This window comes from Rahnella sp. RFA10(1/100) (assembly GCF_004195115.1).
Classification (GTDB): domain Bacteria; phylum Pseudomonadota; class Gammaproteobacteria; order Enterobacterales; family Enterobacteriaceae; genus Rahnella; species Rahnella perminowiae.
Genome location: NZ_SEWR01000004.1, coordinates 104,745 through 121,593, shown reverse-complemented (window position 1 = coordinate 121,593; position 16,849 = coordinate 104,745). Strand labels below are relative to the sequence as shown.

Below are 16,849 nucleotides of genomic sequence, written 5' to 3'. Positions count from 1 at the left end.
CATACCCCGCCCTCCGGTATTTAACGCAATTAACCTCCTCTTCTGACCAAAATGATTGAAAACGACGGGGACGCAGACATTCAGTGATTTCCTATTTTTACAACAGGTGCAATTTCAAGCAAATCTTTTCTGTCATGCTGGATAAGATGTGGGTTCGAAGTTTTTAAGGTGGCGAAACCAATGTCTATTTCATTGACGACGAGAGAATTTATACTTTCATCTTTAGAGAAAGTGGGTGTTGACAATAGGAAGCTGGCAGCAATCGCAGAGGGCGCTGAAATCTACGGACCTGAAGGCTTACTTGACTCAATACATTTAGTGGGTTTCATCGCAGAAATGGGTGAGTGGATGGAAACCAGAACCGATTCATCCGGGAGTTTTTTTGATATCCTTGATGGCGATCTGTTCGAAAACTTCAAAAATATCAATGAAATTGAAGCGCTGTTAAGCCGGAGGTATAGCCATGTTAGCTTTTCCTCCTGACAGCCGGTTTATCAGCGCAGAAAAAATCGAAGACATTAGTTATCAGCGTCTGGCTGACCAGGTTCCGACACCTTTCTATGCCTACAGCGCATCGCAAATACGGGCAGACTTTTCAGCGTTAAAAAATTCACTTCCTGATGATATTCACTATTTTTATTCGCTTAAAGCGAATCCGAATAAAGCATTAGTACGCCTGTTAAACCAGGCCGGAACAGGCTGTGAAGTATGTTCTCTGGCAGAACTCGAAACGGTATTAAGTCAGGGCGTCGAGCCGCAAGATATTATTTTCGTCGGCCCCGGAAAATACATTGCTGAATTAACGCAATGTTGTCGTATTGGTATTAAAGCTGTCGTCATAGAATCCATTGAAGAAATGAAACTGCTTAATGACATTGCAGCAAGCATGGGCGTTATACAAACCATTGCGTTACGCATCAACCCGGACTTTATTGGCGAAAAAGCCAAACTGGTGATGAGCGGCAAGCCCCGGCAATTTGGCATAGACGAACAACTTTTACCACAGGCCTTTTCCTGTGTCGGGCAGCAGAGTCATTTACGGCTCGCGGGGATCCACATTTATCTCGGTACGCGGATCCTTGACTGGCAGGCACTGGCTAAAAATACTTTGAATATTCTGTCGCTGGCCGAATCTTTGCAGAATACCTACAAGATTCATTTTGATTTTGTTGATGTCGGCGGAGGTTTTGGTGTCCGGTATTTTGACAAAGAAAAAGCGCTGGATATTGATTCGCTGGGTGATGCGTTAGCGGACATTATCCGTACTTATCACGAAAATTTTCCCCGGTGTAAAATTATCGTCGAGTTGGGCAGGTATCTGATTGCCCGCGCCGGTGTTTTCGTTACCCGGGTTAACTACCTCAAGCCCTCGCGGGATGAATGGTTCGCGGTTTGTGACGGAGGTGCCAACTGTCACGGCAGTGCGGCAGGGATCAATTCTTTGATTCGCCGTAATTTTCCCATGGCCCGCCTGGGTGAAACCCGTTCCGACCAACAGTATCGTTACCAGGTCACCGGGCCGCTTTGCACACCCACAGATTTATTAGGCGAGAACGTTATGCTGGCTGAACTGCGTCCAGGTGATCTTATTGGCATCGGACATTCAGGCGCTTACGGGGCCAGTGCCTCACCGGTAAACTTTTTAGGTTTTGGTCATCCTGCCGAAATTCTGGTGGAGAAAGATCAGGCTTTTCTTATCCGGACCGCAGATAACATTGAAACATTATTGGCGCCTCAGATTTGTCAGCCATTATCTGTTGCGAACGCCTAAGGTACCTCTATGTCTCTGGAGTTTTCCGCATCAAATATTCTGTGGCATGAGTTTGAAAAAAATAACGTGCCTTCTCCGGCAGCGGACAGTGAGCAACTCGATAAAGTTAAAAGTTTTGTTAACGCTTTTTTCCAGTCCCATTCCCGGATAAATGAAGCCCCGCTTCGGCCGGTCTCCCGTTGGTATAATGCAGATAACCTGACCTTCACGGCGATGCTCAAAAAGTTGGTCACTCAGCTTGAAGAACAGGCGCTGGTGAATGATCTCGATTTGGTGGTGCTGACCCACTGGACGCCTGATGCAGAAATCGGCGCGTCGGTAACCAATGCCATTATTTACGAAACCGGCTCTCATAACGCTTTTGGTATCGCCATCAGTGATCATGGTTTAAGCAGTGCCTTTGTTGCGCTGCAAATCATTGAAGATTACCTGGAGGATATTGGCGGGGACGGGCGTTCCCGCAAGGCGCTTCTGATGATGGCCGATCAGGATGCGATCCTTTATGACAGCCCTTATCTCGCCAGTTTCCGGCCTTCTGCCAGTTGCTGTTTGCTCCTTTTACAGAGCTTCGCACCCGCCGGTGTCCGCAGCGTGCCGGGCAATATTATCTTTAAAAATTATCAGAAGACCGCACTCCCGCTTTCCGGGGCGGGCATTTATCCTTTGCTGTCCACGCTGGATATGTTCAGTGATACGGAAAACAAATTGCCTCTGATTATTCTGACAACAATGCAGTTGTCGTCTGTATTGCGCCGGGATGAAAACTTCCCGTCTATCCAGATAGAAACCTGGGACGATGCCTTATTGTCTTCAGCGCCCTGGGTATTACTAAAAAAGCTGGCCCGGAATAATACGCGATTCTTATTCATCGTCCCGGAGGGGAAGAATATGATATTTGCCAGTTTCGTGATGGAGGGCTGATCGTGTATATCCATGCCACCACAAAACTGGTTGCTCCCGTTCTTACGCCGCTGTCTGTACTGGAAAAAAAATACCGCTGGGGGGAGCGCAACCATAAGATTTTTAGCCGGTTTCATAAGATGCAGTCTGCCAGTCTCTTTGAACATGAGGCATTACCGGATCTGATCATCCGACTGCTGCAGCAATTACGCGCGGAGTGTGACCCCGGGTTATTTCGTCAAATTCGCTATGTTGCCTGGGCGCATTCTCTGCATGCCGTCAGTCCGTTCGACCTTATGACCGGACAGTCCGGCGGACTTCAGGCGCTTTTTGGTGATCGGGATATTGAATTTTTTTCGGTAACCCAGGCATCCTGCGCTTCGGGTCTGATGAGTCTGAAATATCTGCAGGCAAAAATGAGCGCCGCGCAGCAGAATAATGCCCCGGTGTGTGGCCTGTTGATCACCGGCGAAAAATGCTTTCACCGTACGGTACAATACGTCGATCAGAACGGTTATTTCGGCGAAGCTTTTTGCGCCACGCTGGTCGGTATGTTGCCTTCGGTACAGTCACTTCGCCTGCGTGCACTCCACATACAACAACTTGCTGCTTATGGCACACGTATGCGGTCAACGGATCGTGAAAGTGAAAATGCTTATGATCACGCATTTCTGCCGATGATGACCGAAACCATTCAAAAAGCGCTGGAAGCCGCCGGGCGCAAGCCTGAAGACCTCAGCGCCGTGCTCCCCTATCACATCAGCCCGGTGACTTTTGATCGCATTGCCGACCGTACCGGTTTTGGCAGAGAGATCATTTTCCATCATAACCTTTACACGCTGGGTCACTGCTTTTGCAGCGATGCGTTTCTTAATCTCCACAGTCTTCTCGCCCGTCACGATCATCCTGCGAAGTCTCAGTGCATGCTTGCGCTGGCATCCGGTGTGGCGGGCACCTTTGGCGCCATGGTTCTCGAATCAGAAAGTGAGGGTAATCAATGAATACAAGCCATTTAACGCATTGGCTGGCCCGTTCTGCACAGGCATTCCCGGAGAAAACAGCCCTGGTTGCCGGTGATGATGAGATAAGCTGGGCAGCACTGTCCCGGCGGGTCATGAAGACGGCCAGCTATTTGCAGCAACATTCTATTAAACGGGGCGACCGGGTGGTGGTTTGGCTGCCCAACAGTATCGACTTTGTGGTGTGTTTCTGGGCGGTTCAATACCTGCAGGCTGTCTTTGTTCCTGTAAATCCTGATACGCCCGTCGCGCGCGTGCGCTGGATATTCAACAATGCCGAGGCTGCATTGCTGGTCAGTAGCAGTGAACAAGCTGCTGCGCTGTTTGCCCTGCCCGCCGATGAACAAGGCCAGCGCTCCCCGGGCCCGGTGCTGTTTGATAAGCCTGGTGCGGAGAACCTGATCCATCCGGTATTGCTGACCTTACAGCATATCGCAGCACAAGCAGACGTTGCGCCGCTGACGGTGGAAAATGCGCTGGATATCGATTTGGCCAGCCTGATATATACATCAGGTTCCACCGGCCATCCCAAAGGTGTCATGCTCACCCAACGCAATATGTTGAGTGCGGCGTCGTCGGTGTGCACTTATCTGGATCTCCGGGCAAGCGATCGCATCTTCTGCACTATCCCGATGAGTTTCGACTACGGGCTTTATCAGGCGATTCTGGCCGCCAGAGCAAGCGCAACACTGATCATTGAAAAGGATTTCAGTCGCCCGCTGTTTGCCCTAAAACAATTGGTGAAACACCAGGCAACGGTATTGCCAATTGTTCCTACATTGCTGGCTCTGATTGCCCCTCTGGCAAAGCGTTATGATTTTTCTTCTCTGCGTAAAATCACCAATACGGCTGCCGCACTGCATTCCAATGATATTGATACACTGATCACCTTATTCCCTCAGGCGGAAATTTTTTCTATGTATGGCCTGACGGAATGTCATCGCTGCACCTGGCTGCCGCCGGCGATGTTGTCAACGCATAAAGAAAGTGTCGGTTACGCCATTCCGAATACCGAACTTTGGGTGGTCGATGATAACGGCGTGCAACACCGTAACAATGCCACCGGTGAACTGGTAATCCGTGGTGCGACAGTCATGCGGGGATACTGGCGCAATGAGGAACAAACGCAAAATAAATTGCGTCCCGGCCCGCTTCCCGGCGAATCCGTACTTTATACGGGGGATATCTGCAGGCTGGATGAACACGGCCTGCTTTATTTTGTCGCCCGCAAAGATGACATTCTGAAAACCAACGGTGAGAAAGTTGCCCCCAGAGAAGTCGAAGGCGTACTAAAACGTATACCCGGCGTCGGACAAGTGGCGGTGATTGGCCTCTCTCATCCGGTTTACGGTGATGAAATCATCGCCTGTATTGAATGTGTGACAGCCCCTGATATTGCCCTGCTTAAAGCGTTCTGTCAGACACATCTTGAAGGTTACAAGCGCCCTCACCGCTACTATTTCAGCGAATCATTGCCCAAAAATCCTAATGGAAAAATTGACCGTAACCGGCTGCCTGAACTCCTGTTATCCCCGCCCCATGATGTTAAACGCGAATCCGTAAAATTATAAGGAAATCATCATGTTTACCTCAACCATCATTGAAGCTATCGGTTTAGTGCTTGAAAGTTCTCATCTCTCAGAATTACATGCAGAAACGCATCTGGAGCGCGATTTAGGGTTTGAAAGCGGCCTGTATATTGAGCTGATTATGTATCTTGAAGAGAAAATCGATGGTCTGATCCTTGATCCCGCCACATTAGAATTTGAGCATTTCGAAACCGTCGGCAGTTTATCGAACTTCATTCAACTCCAGCTCGCGAACCGGGCTGCTTAAATGGATGCATGGACAGAAATTATCGCCATTTTTATGCGTTTCCGGCATCAGCCCGGTGCGGCCTGGACCCATCACGCGCAAAGCTGTGATTATACGGCGCTGGGCCAGCGCGCGGCAGATCTTGCCGTGCAGATACGCCGGCACCAGACCGAATACAACACCCATTTAAAACCGGTGCTGGTATACGGGCATAAGTCATTTGATTTTATTGCCGCCTGGTGGGCATGTCTGATTTGCGGTTGTCCGGTGGTGCCGGTTGAATCGGACCACAGTCCTGAGCGCGTTGAGAAAATTGCACGCACGGCTGGCGCTGACCTGCTGGTGAATACCGGCACGCCAGCCGTTCAGATAAACATTGCCGGGGCTATCCACACGGCAGCTGTCAGCGCGTCAGGTTGTACTGAAGCCATGTTGCATGAATTGCTCAGGGAAAGCCGTCAGCGGTTGCATGATGCATCCGGCATTCCCCTGGCTTATATCATGTTTTCCTCCGGCACCACCGGCGAGCCCAAAGGGATCCAAATCAGCCTGCAAAACATGGTGAATTTCATCCAGTGGATCCGTGCAGATTTCCCGTTAAACGGCGCAATCACCGGCAATGTTCGCTACTGCTTTGATGTTTCGTTATTTGAAATCTGGTTAGCCTGGATTTTCCTGCAACCTCTGTCAGTACTCGATCATCGCGAACTTATTAACACCCGTAAGATGATTGCTCAGCACGCACAGGCCGGGGTTGTCTGCTGGGTGTCCACGCCCTCGATGATCCGCCTTTATCTGTTAGATCCCATGTTCAATGCAGAGCAACTTCCCCGGCTCAGGCGGTTTATTTTTTGCGGTGAAACACTGACCAAAGACATCGTCGCTCAGCTATGGGCACGCTTCCCTCAGGCTGCGGTGATAAACACCTATGGCCCGACGGAATGTTCTGTGGCAGTGACCTCCGTGCTGATCACACCGGAGATGATGAGCGATGCATTGCCATTGCCGATTGGTGCTGCCAGGCCTGGTGCGATGCTCAGCCTGTACGTGCGGCACGGTGGCACCGGCCAGGGCGAGCTGCTCATTAGCGGAGCCTGTGTCGGCCCCGGTTATCTCAATGCACCGGAGAAACAACGGACCCAGTTTATCCGGCATGCGGAGCAAAACGCTTATCTGACCGGTGATATCGGCCAGATGAAGGCGGATTATTACTATTTTCTGGGACGGGAAGACGGGGAAGTCAAAATCCAGGGGCACCGTGTTGATCTTTATGAAATAGAGCACTTCCTGCGCGACCATAATCTCGTTTCAGATGCCGTGGTTACGCCTCATCTGCGTAAAGGTCATGCGGAGGCCATTCAGGCCTGCGTCATCCTCAATGGTTCAGGCACGCTCTCTGAACTGGGCCATGCCATGCAGTCACACTTTCCGCCTTGGTCCATCCCGCGTTACTGGTATGCCATTCCTCAGACTGTTTTGAATCATAACGGGAAACTGGATCGTAATGCGGCACGCGATCTGGCGCTCAATAAAGGGGAAAAATATGTTTTTATCGCAAATCAGACCGTTATTTGACCGGCTGAGAAACCGCAGTAACGCCACTGCGCTGATTAATCAGCAGGGAAGGTACAGCTTTGCTGAACTGGGCGCCCGCACGGCAGCTATCGCGCATTTTCTTACCCCGCATGCAGGCTGCAATGTTCTGATTTTCGGTCATAAACAGCTCGATGCGGTGGCCTCCATTCTGGCCTGCATCAGTAAGGGATGTTGCTTCACCTTTGTTGACCAGGCGAATCCGCCGTCAAGAATTGAGAAAATTGCCAGGATGACAGGTACGGAAGTGATCATCACCACCCTGGCACAACCGCTTGCAGGGCTGGAGCCCTGGCCGCAGTGCGTCAGCGCATCACTGCACGATATGTCTGCCGCTTCTCTGCCCGAGGAACCGATCTTAACCCAGCCACTTTTTTATATCCTGTCGACATCAGGCAGCACCGGTGAGCCTAAGGGCGTCAAGGTCAGTTATGACAATTTTGCGGCGTTCAGTGCCTGGTTCGCGCCCCAGGTCACCGCCGGAAAAGACAGGGGTTGCCATGTCAATCATGCCTGTTTTTCTTTTGATATGGCCATTCTCGATCTGATCCCCGTCCTCAGTAGCGGGCAGACAGTGCTGATGCTGGATCATTGCAATAATGTTTTACCCCGGCAAAACATAAAGCTCATGACCAGAGAGCCTGAAGCGCCTGTCACCAGCTGGTTTTCAACCCCCAGTTTTGCCGAAATCATGCTGAAGGATCCTTTATTTAACCACGTAACATTTGCCAGTCTGAGGCGTTTTTATATCGGCGGTGAGCGGGTTGCGCTGGGTTTAGTCACACAATTGCAGACGCGTTTCCCGGGGCTTGAGGTACTGCACGCCTATGGCCCGACAGAGACGACATGTGTAACGCATACGCATCTTTTGTCCCATCCGCCGCAGCATAATGCCGGCTTGTTGCCTTTGGGCAGGCCGCAGGGGCTTAACCGCATGCGCATCGTCGATGAGACAGGTCATGCCGTTTCCGCGACGGTAACGGGCGAAGTCAGGCTTTATGGTCCTCAGGTTTCACAAGGCTATCTGCCTGAAGATCACCCGCGCAATCAGGCTTTCGGTGAGGATGAATTTGGCCGGTATTACGCAACAGGAGACCGCGGTTTTGTCGATGAAAACCAGTCACTGTTTATTTGCGGAAGGGATGACGGACAACTTAAGCTGCATGGCAACCGTATCGAACGGGCAGAAATAGAATCTGCTGTCTGCGCAAATACCAATGTTACCCAATGCTGCGTAGTGCCGGTTGAAGAACAAGGTAAGGTGACCGACCTGCAACTGTTTGTACAGTTGCATGAGGACAATCTGCACCACCGGCAAAGCTTACGCCGTTTTTTGTCTGAGCAGTTACCGGGATACATGATCCCCAGGCAACTGGTTTTTTGCCAGTCCTTCCCGATCACGTTGCATGGAAAAATAGACCGGCAGGAACTCGTCCGACAACATCTCTTATCTGATATTTTTTAACGGCTCACCTGCAAGCACATATAAAAAACTCAATGTGAAGGGTGAGACAATCTCCGGCATGGAGTTATCTTCATCGTATTGAAGAATAGCTGATTTTATGAAATGTGAACGGGGTCATAATGCGTTTTGATCATACCGGTTATGTCGTGTCAGATACAGATGCAACTGCGGCGGCTATTAAAATTTTCTTCCCCGTGATCATCAGATATAAAGAACAGATTAATGCTCAGCAAGTGTTAATTACATTGCTGGCCACGGCAGATGGAAATAATCAGGTTGAACTGGTTGAACCATTAAAAAGTAATATTCACCTGCAAAGCATGCTGGAAAAATCAGGAAAATCCTCCCTTCCCTATCATATTTGTTTTGTTGTAAATAATTTTGACGAACAATACCAGGAGATGAAGTCCGCAGGCTGGATTGTATTAACGCGCCCATTTAACGCGTTCAAAAGTGATCATCGCGCCAGCCATCTTTATCATCCGGATGCCGGAATAATCGAAATCATGTCGGGGGCCTTATGAAATCATTTTCCGATCAGGCGTCAGACATGGACTTTTTAACCCCAGGCTCAGATGCGCAGGATATTGCCGACCAGCTTCGTCAGATAGTCTCCCCGACCCAAACACGTATCGTTATGCGCGAATGGTCACAGTCCGCAGCATTTAACCGCCTTGGCCTGCCCGCTAAATATGTATTACAACAAAATATACAGAATTATCAGGATATCAGCCTGGCAGCACGCTACCGGCTGTATGAAAAAGTGGGTTTTATTTCCCCGATCCTTATGTTTTCTGCGCCCGGCCCCGGTATGGCGGCATTTGCGGTTTCCGGGCTCGGCACAGAGCAACAACAGGATGCTTTTTTTAGCCGCTTTCAGGAAACTTTAGGCTGGTCATGTTTTGCGATGACTGAACCGGAGCAGGGAAGCGATGCAGGCGCCATGGAAACCAGGGCGTCGCCGGTCAGGAACGGCTATCTGATCTCGGGAAGAAAAATGTTCATCGGCAATGGCATGATTGCTGATACCGGTGTCGTATTTGCCCGCACAGCACCTGGGCCGCTGGGTATTAATGCCTTTATATTTAATCCTCAGGTTGCAGAAATCTCGCGCTACGCGCTGGAATTAAACGGCTTAAAAGGCACCAATCTTGCCCATATAGAGTTTAATGACGTATTCATTCCTGAAGAAAATATGTTGGGCCGGCATCTGAAGCCTACCGAACGATTTGCAAAATCAGCCATCGCCACATTTGATGCCCTGCGTCCCTGCGTCGGCGCGCTGGCGCTGGGTGTGGCACGACGTGCGTTACATGAATGGCAATCCCATCTTCAGCTTACCGTGTCGCAGTCTGCGTGGTTATCGCAAACGGAACGTCGCTGGCTGGCGGTATATCACCATGCCCTGCGAAGTTGCCAGCAAACCGACGATAAACAACCACCTGACAGTCATCCCGGCATGGTGAAAACCAGCTGCGTAATACTCGCCGATGAGATAATCAGCTGGCTTATTCATGATACGCCAGCCGGGAATATGCCCCTGCTGAACAAACTGTGGCAAGCATTCCGTGACGTGAAAGCCTTTGAATATACCGAGGGTACACGGCAGATCCATCGTTTAAATCAGGGATTTTCACGCAGGCAAAGGATGAGCACATGCCTTTAACCATTACCCTGCTCGGCCAGGGCGCGATAAAAGTTCGCAGTTGCTGTGAAGCGGTGACGCCTGACAGCCGGCATTTTATTGCCGCTGGGTTACCGGAGACCGGGGCAACATCTGGGACAGAAGATTGCTGGTATCATCACTGGCCGGAAGAAGATTGCGGAAACCGCCTGCATGCAAAAATTCTTCTCACACTTTGCCATCACCATTCCCACCCTTCTGCGAAGAGCCTGCTGGTCTATGATTCGCTTTATCCGGCCGCACGCGGAGCAACCCCATTGCTCCAAAGTTTACTTTGTCACTGTCCGGGGTTTTCCGAAGCCTGGGGAATTTGCAGCGGTTGTTTTGATCCCGATGCCGCCAGTGCCCTTGCCCGGGTTCTGATGACGGAGGAATGTCGTTTGCTTTATGTTTTCGATCCGATGCAAAGACTCAGTCAGTGTCCGACGCCTCAGGAGACAGAATTGCATTATCTGATTTTTTCGGCGCGGACGTTGAGAACGTCATGAATAATAGGCTGGATTCGCTGATAGAAAAGCTGTCCTCGCCCGCTGTTTTTCCTATGCGTGCCTCAGAGGCTCAACAGCTTGCACTGATGAGAACACAGACCCTGGATTGCGGGTCACATCGCAGCAGGATCCTGATCAGTGGAAATCCGGGGTACGGGGCAAAAAAAGCACTTTTATTGCACGGATGGGGAGGCCATCCGCTGATGCTGGCCCAGGCTAAGGATATCCTGCAGGCGCAGGGGTATGAGGTGTATTTGCCATTTTTGCTCGGACATGATCCGCAAACTCCGGCACCGGCTGATTTACCTGTGCAAACTCAGTTACTGCTCACCCTGCAAACGACATTTGGCACTTTCGATACCGTCGTGGCGCATTCCGCTGGCGGACTTATCACCGCCTTGTCGGCATCTCTTGGGTTTCGTTTCAGGAAGCTGGTGCTGATGTCGGTACCGGCCTCTTTTACCAGCCTGCTTCGGCACTTTTTACGGCAAAACCGTCTTCCTGTTCAGTATCTGGCCCCGCTGTGCGCGGAGTACCGGTCCCGTTTTCCGGCCGCCGGCATGCCCGAAACAGACGCACTTTTTGGCCTGGGTGAGATACCGGCCTTAATAGTGCATGGTCAGCAGGACAATAAAATCAATCATGCCGATGCGCGGAAGATTCATCATCAGTTACCCAACAGCCGGCTGGAATTAATAGAAGATACCGGCCATCTGGGCGTGCTGACCCATGTCAGGACACACCACGCCCTGGCCTCTTTTCTTCGCGCGGCAGGCGCTGGTGATGAAAAAAGGAGTCATCATGTTGGGTCATATTGAATCCATTACCGTATACATCCCTGAGCAGCGTAAATCGCTGGCTGAGGTGGCCCCGGCCCTGAATCTGAGCCCGCTTGATGTCAGAATGTTTTCCCGCTTTTACGGATTGGCAAACTTTCCGCGCCAGCCAGGTTCCCTTAATGATCTGTTGCGCCCGTTGTTAAAACAATTCACCGAAAATCATGCGCACTGTATTTCCCGGATAAAACATGTCGTCCATGCCCATACGCTGCCCTGTATCCGTCCTTTTGACCTGCATGGTAAAGCGTTGCTTGATGAAGCCGGATTTTCTGACGATACCCATTACATGTCTCTGACGATGGGACATTGTTCAACGTCATTATCCGCCGTCGACTATGTCTGCAGGCGGCTTAACGCGGGAGAATATGCGCTGCTGCTGGTTGGCGAGAAAGCATTTCATCCCAAAGTAGAACTTATTGACGACACCACTATCATGGGCGAGGCCGCCTGCGCCGTTTTGCTCAGCCGCTCGGGTGAACGTTGCAGAGTGACCGCCAGATACAGCATGCAGGCAGGCGAATTTAGTCAGCATCGCGGAAACGCAACAGAAGAAGAATCCCGCTTTGCCAGCGTTTATATTTCTTTTATCGTCACTGCGATGCGCAATGCCCTTGGACATTTTGGTCATACCGCCAGTTCGCTCGCCTGGATTGCGCCGCATAATGTCAATTTATCGTCGTGGCAGAGGCTTGCTGATGAACTTAATATTACGCGTCAAAAAATATTCCTCGAAAATGTGCCGCGTTATGGTCATTGTTTTGGCGCTGATCCTTATCTGAATTTAGCCACATTGATCCGTCAGAAAAAGTTATCACCCGAGACGAATGTGATGATGGTGAGTGTGGGCATGGGCGCAACGTTCTCTTCATTACTGTTAGGCTTATCTGACGGTAATGAAATTCCGGTGTTTTGCAATTTGGAGCAATTTCCCGATATTAAGCAGGATTAAGTTAACGCTCACGTGTTTCTTTATGTGATGTATTAACTCCTCATGGCTGATATTACAAAACTCTACCCGCAGCTGAATGAACTTAATGCCGTGCTCACTGCCGCTGGCAAATTGTCAGAATATAATCCGGACCACGCGGTGACTGGTTTTGATCATCCCGAACTGATGAGCATTGCCTGTATCGGTATTCCTTCCCGTTTTAATCCCTGGGAAACCGCAGCATTCTCTGACGTTGATTATTCACATCACTTACAAATCATCGAATATTTAAGCCGGACAGATGCCAGCGCCATGATGATGCTGCCCGGCGCTTCCCTCAGCACACGCGCCATTTTGACGCTCGGCACTGAACAACAACAGGCGCGTTTTTTCTCCTGTTTTGAACACAGTCCTGCCTGGACATTTTTTGCGGTGACCGAGCCCGGAGTCGGCTCTGACGCCACAGCGGTTTCCTGCGAACTCACGCAAAATAGCCAGGGATGGTGGCTTAACGGACAAAAGATGCTGGTCGGCGGCGCAATGCGTGCCAGTGCAGGTTTGGTATTTGCACGTTATGAACAGACCCACCGGTTAGTGATGGTATTTCCTCAGGGGAAAACCGGGGCCTTGCAGCGTGAACTGCTCGATACATTCGGATTAGCCGGCGCTTCGCTGACACGTCTGACGATGACGAATTTGCATATCAAAGAAGACGATATTTTAGGACTCGGTCGCCGGGGATTGCAGCAGGGACTTAACGCACTGAGTAAGGTCTTTGAGAGACACCGTCCGATGGTCGCCGCCATGGCGCTGGGCACCACTTACGGGCTGCTGAAGGCGCTGGAAACGCGGCCGTTGCCGGTCGCGGCAAAAAACTGGCTCGCCGGTCAGTGGCGTAAATATCATGCCCTCTTTCAGCAGATGCTCACACTGGCACAGGGATATCATTCGGGTCAGCAGCAGTATGCCCAAACCAGCCGCCTCAAATTAAGTGCCACCCGTCTGGTTGAGGAGACTGCACGTCACCTGCCCGACTGGCTGGCAACGCAAGACTGGCTGGAAGACACCTTCCTGCGCAAACGCTACCGGGACAGTTTCGCTTTTGAATACATGGAAGGAACCAGCAATATTCACTTGCTTAACAGCTTCCGTCTGCCTGAAACCCGGGGGGATCAATACCATGCTGTACCTTGATCCCGCCGATATTGTCAGCCGGTCGTTCCACCATACTGAGGTTCCTCAGCCCGAATGGGAGGAAGATATTCCTCACTGGCGTTCGTATGTTCAGCACTTTTTCGCCGCCAGCGGTGAGACGCTCAGCGCAGAGGATGAACAGGTTAATGCCTGGATCAGCAGCAACGAACGGGCAGCCTTCAGTGATATGGTCGCTGCACTGCTGCCAGACCTTGCACCGGTGGTACAGCCGCAGCGGGTGAAAACGGTGCTGATGGCGCACTGGACACCTGACCTGCACATGGGCAGTTCCGTGGTGAATTTTGCCATTCATCAGCTTGGCCTGGCTCACTGTCTGGCGCTGGCTATCAGCGATCGCGGGCCGGATGCCGGTTTGTTTGCACTTGATGGCCTCAGCGACTGCCTGCGCGGGAAAGATGAAGACGGACTGTTGCTCATCGCCGAACAAAAAAACCTGATGTATTTTTCACCGCTGATGGCGCGCCTGAAACCGGAAAATAATGCCTGCATCTGCCTGGTCAACACACAACAACGGGGTTTACGTTATCTGGGATATCAGCGCCTGACACCGTCAGCGGATCTTAATACAGACATCCTGAAATCTGTTGCTCACTTCGGGCTGAGCCTTGAACAGTTAACGCTTATCGGCCCGGCCCGGTGTCTGGCGGCTTTGCCTGCTGGCTGCACGTCCTTCGCCGTCAACCCGCATTTACTTTGCGCAGCACCCTTCGTCGCGCTGGGTGAAATCTTTCAGCCCGGGCGTGACTATCTGTTAATGAGTGAACACGACGGACAGATTAGCCTGTGCGGCCTGGCCGCCGCAGAGAAAATGACATGAATATTTTTGCGCTGAAAACCTTTATTCCGCCTGCGCGTTTATCGCTTGAGGACATTCTCAGCCGACGCGGCGCACATCCCGGTGAAGCCCGGACATTCCGGCATCTTTTCGGCTTTCAGGCAGCATCAGTCCTGACAGCGGAGGAAAGTGCAGCCACGAGTTTTGCCTCACTTTTACAGCAAGGTGCCGGACAGCTGAATCAGGCGGAAAAAATCGATGCCATTATTTTAGTTCAGGGATTGCCTGCCCGTTCACAGCGGCAACATGTTGATTTAACACTGATACGGCAACGTTTCGACTTTATTGCTCCTGACGCTCATCTCATCACCCTTAATCAGCAAAATTGCGCCACGTTATTCTGGGGGCTGCTGATGGCACAACGTATGCTCGAACAGGGTAAATACCGGTGTGTGGCACTGCTGGCCGGCGATACTTTGGCAGATTTCGATCTGGCTGAACGCTATGTGCCCGGCTGCACATTGATCGGAGATGCCTTCATTTGCGCACTGCTCAGGCCGGGGGGCGGTGAGCGGAGAGTCACGGGCATTCATTGTTTTCATCATCCTCAATTCTGGCAGGGCCTTGACGGCAGCCGGGATGATATCAGGGGTTTCTACCAGGCTCATGATGCGCTGGCCGGTCAGGCGCTCGGGAAATATTCACCCGCAGTGCGCCGGGAAGCCTGGTTGCTGCCTCACAACATTAACCGCCTCAGCTGGCAAACCTGGCGGCGACATTCAGAACACGCACAACAGCGCATTGCGACCGATCTCATCGGGGAATGTGGTCATTGTTACACCACAGATCCTCTTTTATTGCTCAATGACTACTCCCCGGCAGAGACCGGCCGGCCGGCATTATTGCTTTCTGTCGGGCTCGGCGGCTGGGTGGGCAGCGCCATGATCACCTCAGATACTCTTGCGGAGCATCAGTATGTCCAATAACGCGCAAGCCATCCCCTTTTTTACCCCGCCGTCCATTCAGTATGCGCAACTGGGTTTTCTTAAAATCGCTGAACTGGCGTGCCGTCAGAAGGGAGATAAGGTTTGGATAGGTGAAAAAGAAGATGCCGTGCTGTTGCTTGCCGGTGCCCGGCATATACGTTTACTGATTGAGCAGGAAAGTCAGTTCGTGAAGGAGTTTGATCATCTCTCTTCTGCCTCAACCATCGGACGCATCTTACTGGGTCAGTCCCTGACGACATCAAAAGAAGGTGAGGAATGGCGCCTGGCGAGAAAACTCACGACACCCCTGGTAAATCCGAAGACTGCCTTACTCAAACAAGGCACCGAACTCTCTGCCCGCTGGCTGCTCAACGTTTTACAGAACCCTGCGCAGATCTCATTGCGTGAAATCTGCCTGCACTGGGCGCTGATGTGTGTAGCTGAAGGATTTTTTGGTCAGGGGATCAGTCTGTCACAACTGAATACGCTGATTGACCATTTCCGTCGCATCTATCTGCAACTGATTATCGCTGCGCCGACCTCAGATTATGAGGAACTGTGCCGCCATCCGGCACTGGTCGCCTTCCGACAGGAAGCGGAATCACTGCTCGGCCCGTTGCTCAATGATGCAAAGCCCGGCAATACCACCATGCTGGAACGTCTTTGTCAGGCACTCAGTCCCGAAGCCAATCCCGAAGCACGGGAAAGGGTCATCAATCTCCTGCTTGGAAATCTTGCCGCCAGCGTAGATAACACAGGTATTGCTTTGTTATGGAGCCTGACACATCTTTCGCAACACCCGCACTATCAGCAAGCCGTGCGTGAGGAAACGGCGCACGGCAAACGAAATATGGCGTCAGCCATTGTCCGGGAATCGCTCAGGCTCACGCCGGTCACCGCATTTTTTGAACGCCGTGTGGCCGAAAACCTTGTTGTAGATGGTCATGTTATTACGGCGGGCACGCGCGTGCTATTTTCTCCGTGGCTGGTACACCGCAATCCAGCCTGTTGGGCAGAACCGCTTTGCTTCAGGCCGGAGCGCTTTCTGAGCGAAGATAAAATTGCACCGGAGATTTTCTTACCGTTTAGCGTCGGGAAGCGAAACTGTGTGGGCATGACTCTTGCACTTGATCAACTGACGACGGCTGTTGTGACGCTGTGTGAAAATTTCCAAATTTCGCTCTCACCCTCAACATCTCCTGCGGCCCTCACCCCGCTTTTTGAGCTTAACGTCGTCCCCCGTGGAGATATTTCCTTTATTCTCGGGTCAATACACAGCGCTGAGCTGAATGACTGCATCCGGTGATCTGCCTGCACTCAGCCGGTTCTGTTTCTGACAATCTCAGTCAATCACCGGCAAGCAAAAGTAAG

At 51.4% G+C, this 16,849-nt stretch carries 17 protein-coding genes; all 17 read left to right on the top strand.

Going from position 1 to position 16,849, the window contains the following annotated elements; translation table 11 throughout:
- The first annotated feature begins 180 nt into the window (after positions 1 to 180).
- The 17 genes from ETV65_RS13980 to ETV65_RS13900 all read left to right on the top strand — a co-directional run bounded on the left by ETV65_RS13980 (position 181) and on the right by ETV65_RS13900 (position 16,784).
- On the top strand, positions 181 to 483 hold the full coding sequence (locus tag ETV65_RS13980; protein WP_129953427.1) for a hypothetical protein: 303 nt from the start codon (positions 181 to 183) through the stop codon (positions 481 to 483).
- Entirely contained in the window at positions 464 to 1,771 is a 1,308-nt protein-coding gene (locus ETV65_RS13975; protein WP_129953426.1) for a diaminopimelate decarboxylase, read from the top strand. Before ETV65_RS13980 ends, ETV65_RS13975 begins: the two co-directional genes overlap by 20 nt.
- 9 nt (positions 1,772 to 1,780) lie before the next feature.
- Entirely contained in the window at positions 1,781 to 2,692 is a 912-nt protein-coding gene (locus ETV65_RS13970) for a hypothetical protein (RefSeq protein WP_129953425.1), read from the top strand.
- Positions 2,693 to 2,694: 2 nt separating this feature from the next.
- Entirely contained in the window at positions 2,695 to 3,672 is a 978-nt protein-coding gene (locus ETV65_RS13965) for a 3-oxoacyl-[acyl-carrier-protein] synthase III C-terminal domain-containing protein (protein ID WP_129953424.1), read from the top strand.
- Positions 3,669 to 5,261, top strand: a complete 1,593-nt coding sequence (locus tag ETV65_RS13960) for an AMP-binding protein (protein WP_129953423.1) — start codon at positions 3,669 to 3,671, stop codon at positions 5,259 to 5,261. The genes ETV65_RS13965 and ETV65_RS13960 overlap by 4 nt, the downstream gene beginning before the upstream one ends.
- Positions 5,262 to 5,271: 10 nt before the next feature.
- Entirely contained in the window at positions 5,272 to 5,526 is a 255-nt protein-coding gene (locus ETV65_RS13955) for a phosphopantetheine-binding protein (RefSeq protein WP_129953422.1), read from the top strand.
- The gene (locus ETV65_RS13950; protein WP_129953421.1) at positions 5,527 to 7,080 is read left to right on the top strand and encodes an AMP-binding protein; all 1,554 of its coding nucleotides are present in this window, start codon (positions 5,527 to 5,529) and stop codon (positions 7,078 to 7,080) included. It begins immediately after the preceding gene.
- Positions 7,049 to 8,563, top strand: a complete 1,515-nt coding sequence (locus ETV65_RS13945; protein ID WP_129953420.1) for an AMP-binding protein — start codon at positions 7,049 to 7,051, stop codon at positions 8,561 to 8,563. Before ETV65_RS13950 ends, ETV65_RS13945 begins: the two co-directional genes overlap by 32 nt.
- A 119-nt stretch (positions 8,564 to 8,682) precedes the next feature.
- A complete protein-coding gene (locus tag ETV65_RS13940) occupies positions 8,683 to 9,087 on the top strand; it encodes a VOC family protein (protein ID WP_129953419.1) in 405 nt (134 codons plus the stop codon).
- 26 nt (positions 9,088 to 9,113) lie between these two features.
- Positions 9,114 to 10,229 (top strand): acyl-CoA dehydrogenase, encoded by a 1,116-nt coding sequence (locus ETV65_RS13935; protein ID WP_240782848.1) that lies wholly within the window; start codon positions 9,114 to 9,116, stop codon positions 10,227 to 10,229.
- A complete protein-coding gene (locus tag ETV65_RS13930; protein WP_129953417.1) occupies positions 10,220 to 10,735 on the top strand; it encodes a hypothetical protein in 516 nt (171 codons plus the stop codon). Before ETV65_RS13935 ends, ETV65_RS13930 begins: the two co-directional genes overlap by 10 nt.
- Positions 10,621 to 11,553, top strand: a complete 933-nt coding sequence (locus tag ETV65_RS13925) for an alpha/beta fold hydrolase (protein ID WP_240782847.1) — start codon at positions 10,621 to 10,623, stop codon at positions 11,551 to 11,553. Before ETV65_RS13930 ends, ETV65_RS13925 begins: the two co-directional genes overlap by 115 nt.
- Positions 11,537 to 12,523: a 3-oxoacyl-[acyl-carrier-protein] synthase III C-terminal domain-containing protein gene (locus tag ETV65_RS13920; RefSeq protein WP_129953415.1), complete on the top strand. Its 987-nt coding sequence runs from the start codon at positions 11,537 to 11,539 to the stop codon at positions 12,521 to 12,523. The genes ETV65_RS13925 and ETV65_RS13920 overlap by 17 nt, the downstream gene beginning before the upstream one ends.
- 42 nt (positions 12,524 to 12,565) lie before the next feature.
- Positions 12,566 to 13,696, top strand: a complete 1,131-nt coding sequence (locus ETV65_RS13915; protein ID WP_129953414.1) for an acyl-CoA dehydrogenase family protein — start codon at positions 12,566 to 12,568, stop codon at positions 13,694 to 13,696.
- A complete protein-coding gene (locus ETV65_RS13910; RefSeq protein WP_129953413.1) occupies positions 13,683 to 14,534 on the top strand; it encodes a hypothetical protein in 852 nt (283 codons plus the stop codon). Before ETV65_RS13915 ends, ETV65_RS13910 begins: the two co-directional genes overlap by 14 nt.
- A complete protein-coding gene (locus tag ETV65_RS13905) occupies positions 14,531 to 15,478 on the top strand; it encodes a 3-oxoacyl-ACP synthase (protein WP_129953412.1) in 948 nt (315 codons plus the stop codon). Before ETV65_RS13910 ends, ETV65_RS13905 begins: the two co-directional genes overlap by 4 nt.
- On the top strand, positions 15,468 to 16,784 hold the full coding sequence (locus tag ETV65_RS13900; protein ID WP_129953411.1) for a cytochrome P450: 1,317 nt from the start codon (positions 15,468 to 15,470) through the stop codon (positions 16,782 to 16,784). The genes ETV65_RS13905 and ETV65_RS13900 overlap by 11 nt, the downstream gene beginning before the upstream one ends.
- The last annotated feature ends 65 nt before the right edge of the window (positions 16,785 to 16,849 follow it).

Excerpts from the sequence above, each read along its gene's own strand:
- ETV65_RS13975 (WP_129953426.1), top strand. The coding sequence starts at position 464 with ATGTTAGCTTTTCCTCCTGACAGCCGGTTTATCAGCGCAGAAAAAATC.
- ETV65_RS13935 (WP_240782848.1), top strand. The coding sequence starts at position 9,114 with ATGGACTTTTTAACCCCAGGCTCAGATGCGCAGGATATTGCCGACCAG.
- ETV65_RS13940 (WP_129953419.1), top strand. The coding sequence starts at position 8,683 with ATGCGTTTTGATCATACCGGTTATGTCGTGTCAGATACAGATGCAACT.
- ETV65_RS13960 (WP_129953423.1), top strand. The coding sequence starts at position 3,669 with ATGAATACAAGCCATTTAACGCATTGGCTGGCCCGTTCTGCACAGGCA.
- ETV65_RS13970 (WP_129953425.1), top strand. The coding sequence starts at position 1,781 with ATGTCTCTGGAGTTTTCCGCATCAAATATTCTGTGGCATGAGTTTGAA.
- ETV65_RS13955 (WP_129953422.1), top strand. The coding sequence starts at position 5,272 with ATGTTTACCTCAACCATCATTGAAGCTATCGGTTTAGTGCTTGAAAGT.
- ETV65_RS13980 (WP_129953427.1), top strand. The coding sequence starts at position 181 with ATGTCTATTTCATTGACGACGAGAGAATTTATACTTTCATCTTTAGAG.
- ETV65_RS13920 (WP_129953415.1), top strand. The coding sequence starts at position 11,537 with ATGTTGGGTCATATTGAATCCATTACCGTATACATCCCTGAGCAGCGT.
- ETV65_RS13925 (WP_240782847.1), top strand. The coding sequence starts at position 10,621 with ATGTCGTTTGCTTTATGTTTTCGATCCGATGCAAAGACTCAGTCAGTG.
- ETV65_RS13915 (WP_129953414.1), top strand. The coding sequence starts at position 12,566 with ATGGCTGATATTACAAAACTCTACCCGCAGCTGAATGAACTTAATGCC.
- ETV65_RS13910 (WP_129953413.1), top strand. The coding sequence starts at position 13,683 with ATGCTGTACCTTGATCCCGCCGATATTGTCAGCCGGTCGTTCCACCAT.
- ETV65_RS13900 (WP_129953411.1), top strand. The coding sequence starts at position 15,468 with ATGTCCAATAACGCGCAAGCCATCCCCTTTTTTACCCCGCCGTCCATT.
- ETV65_RS13930 (WP_129953417.1), top strand. The coding sequence starts at position 10,220 with ATGCCTTTAACCATTACCCTGCTCGGCCAGGGCGCGATAAAAGTTCGC.
- ETV65_RS13950 (WP_129953421.1), top strand. The coding sequence starts at position 5,527 with ATGGATGCATGGACAGAAATTATCGCCATTTTTATGCGTTTCCGGCAT.
- ETV65_RS13945 (WP_129953420.1), top strand. The coding sequence starts at position 7,049 with ATGTTTTTATCGCAAATCAGACCGTTATTTGACCGGCTGAGAAACCGC.
- ETV65_RS13905 (WP_129953412.1), top strand. The coding sequence starts at position 14,531 with ATGAATATTTTTGCGCTGAAAACCTTTATTCCGCCTGCGCGTTTATCG.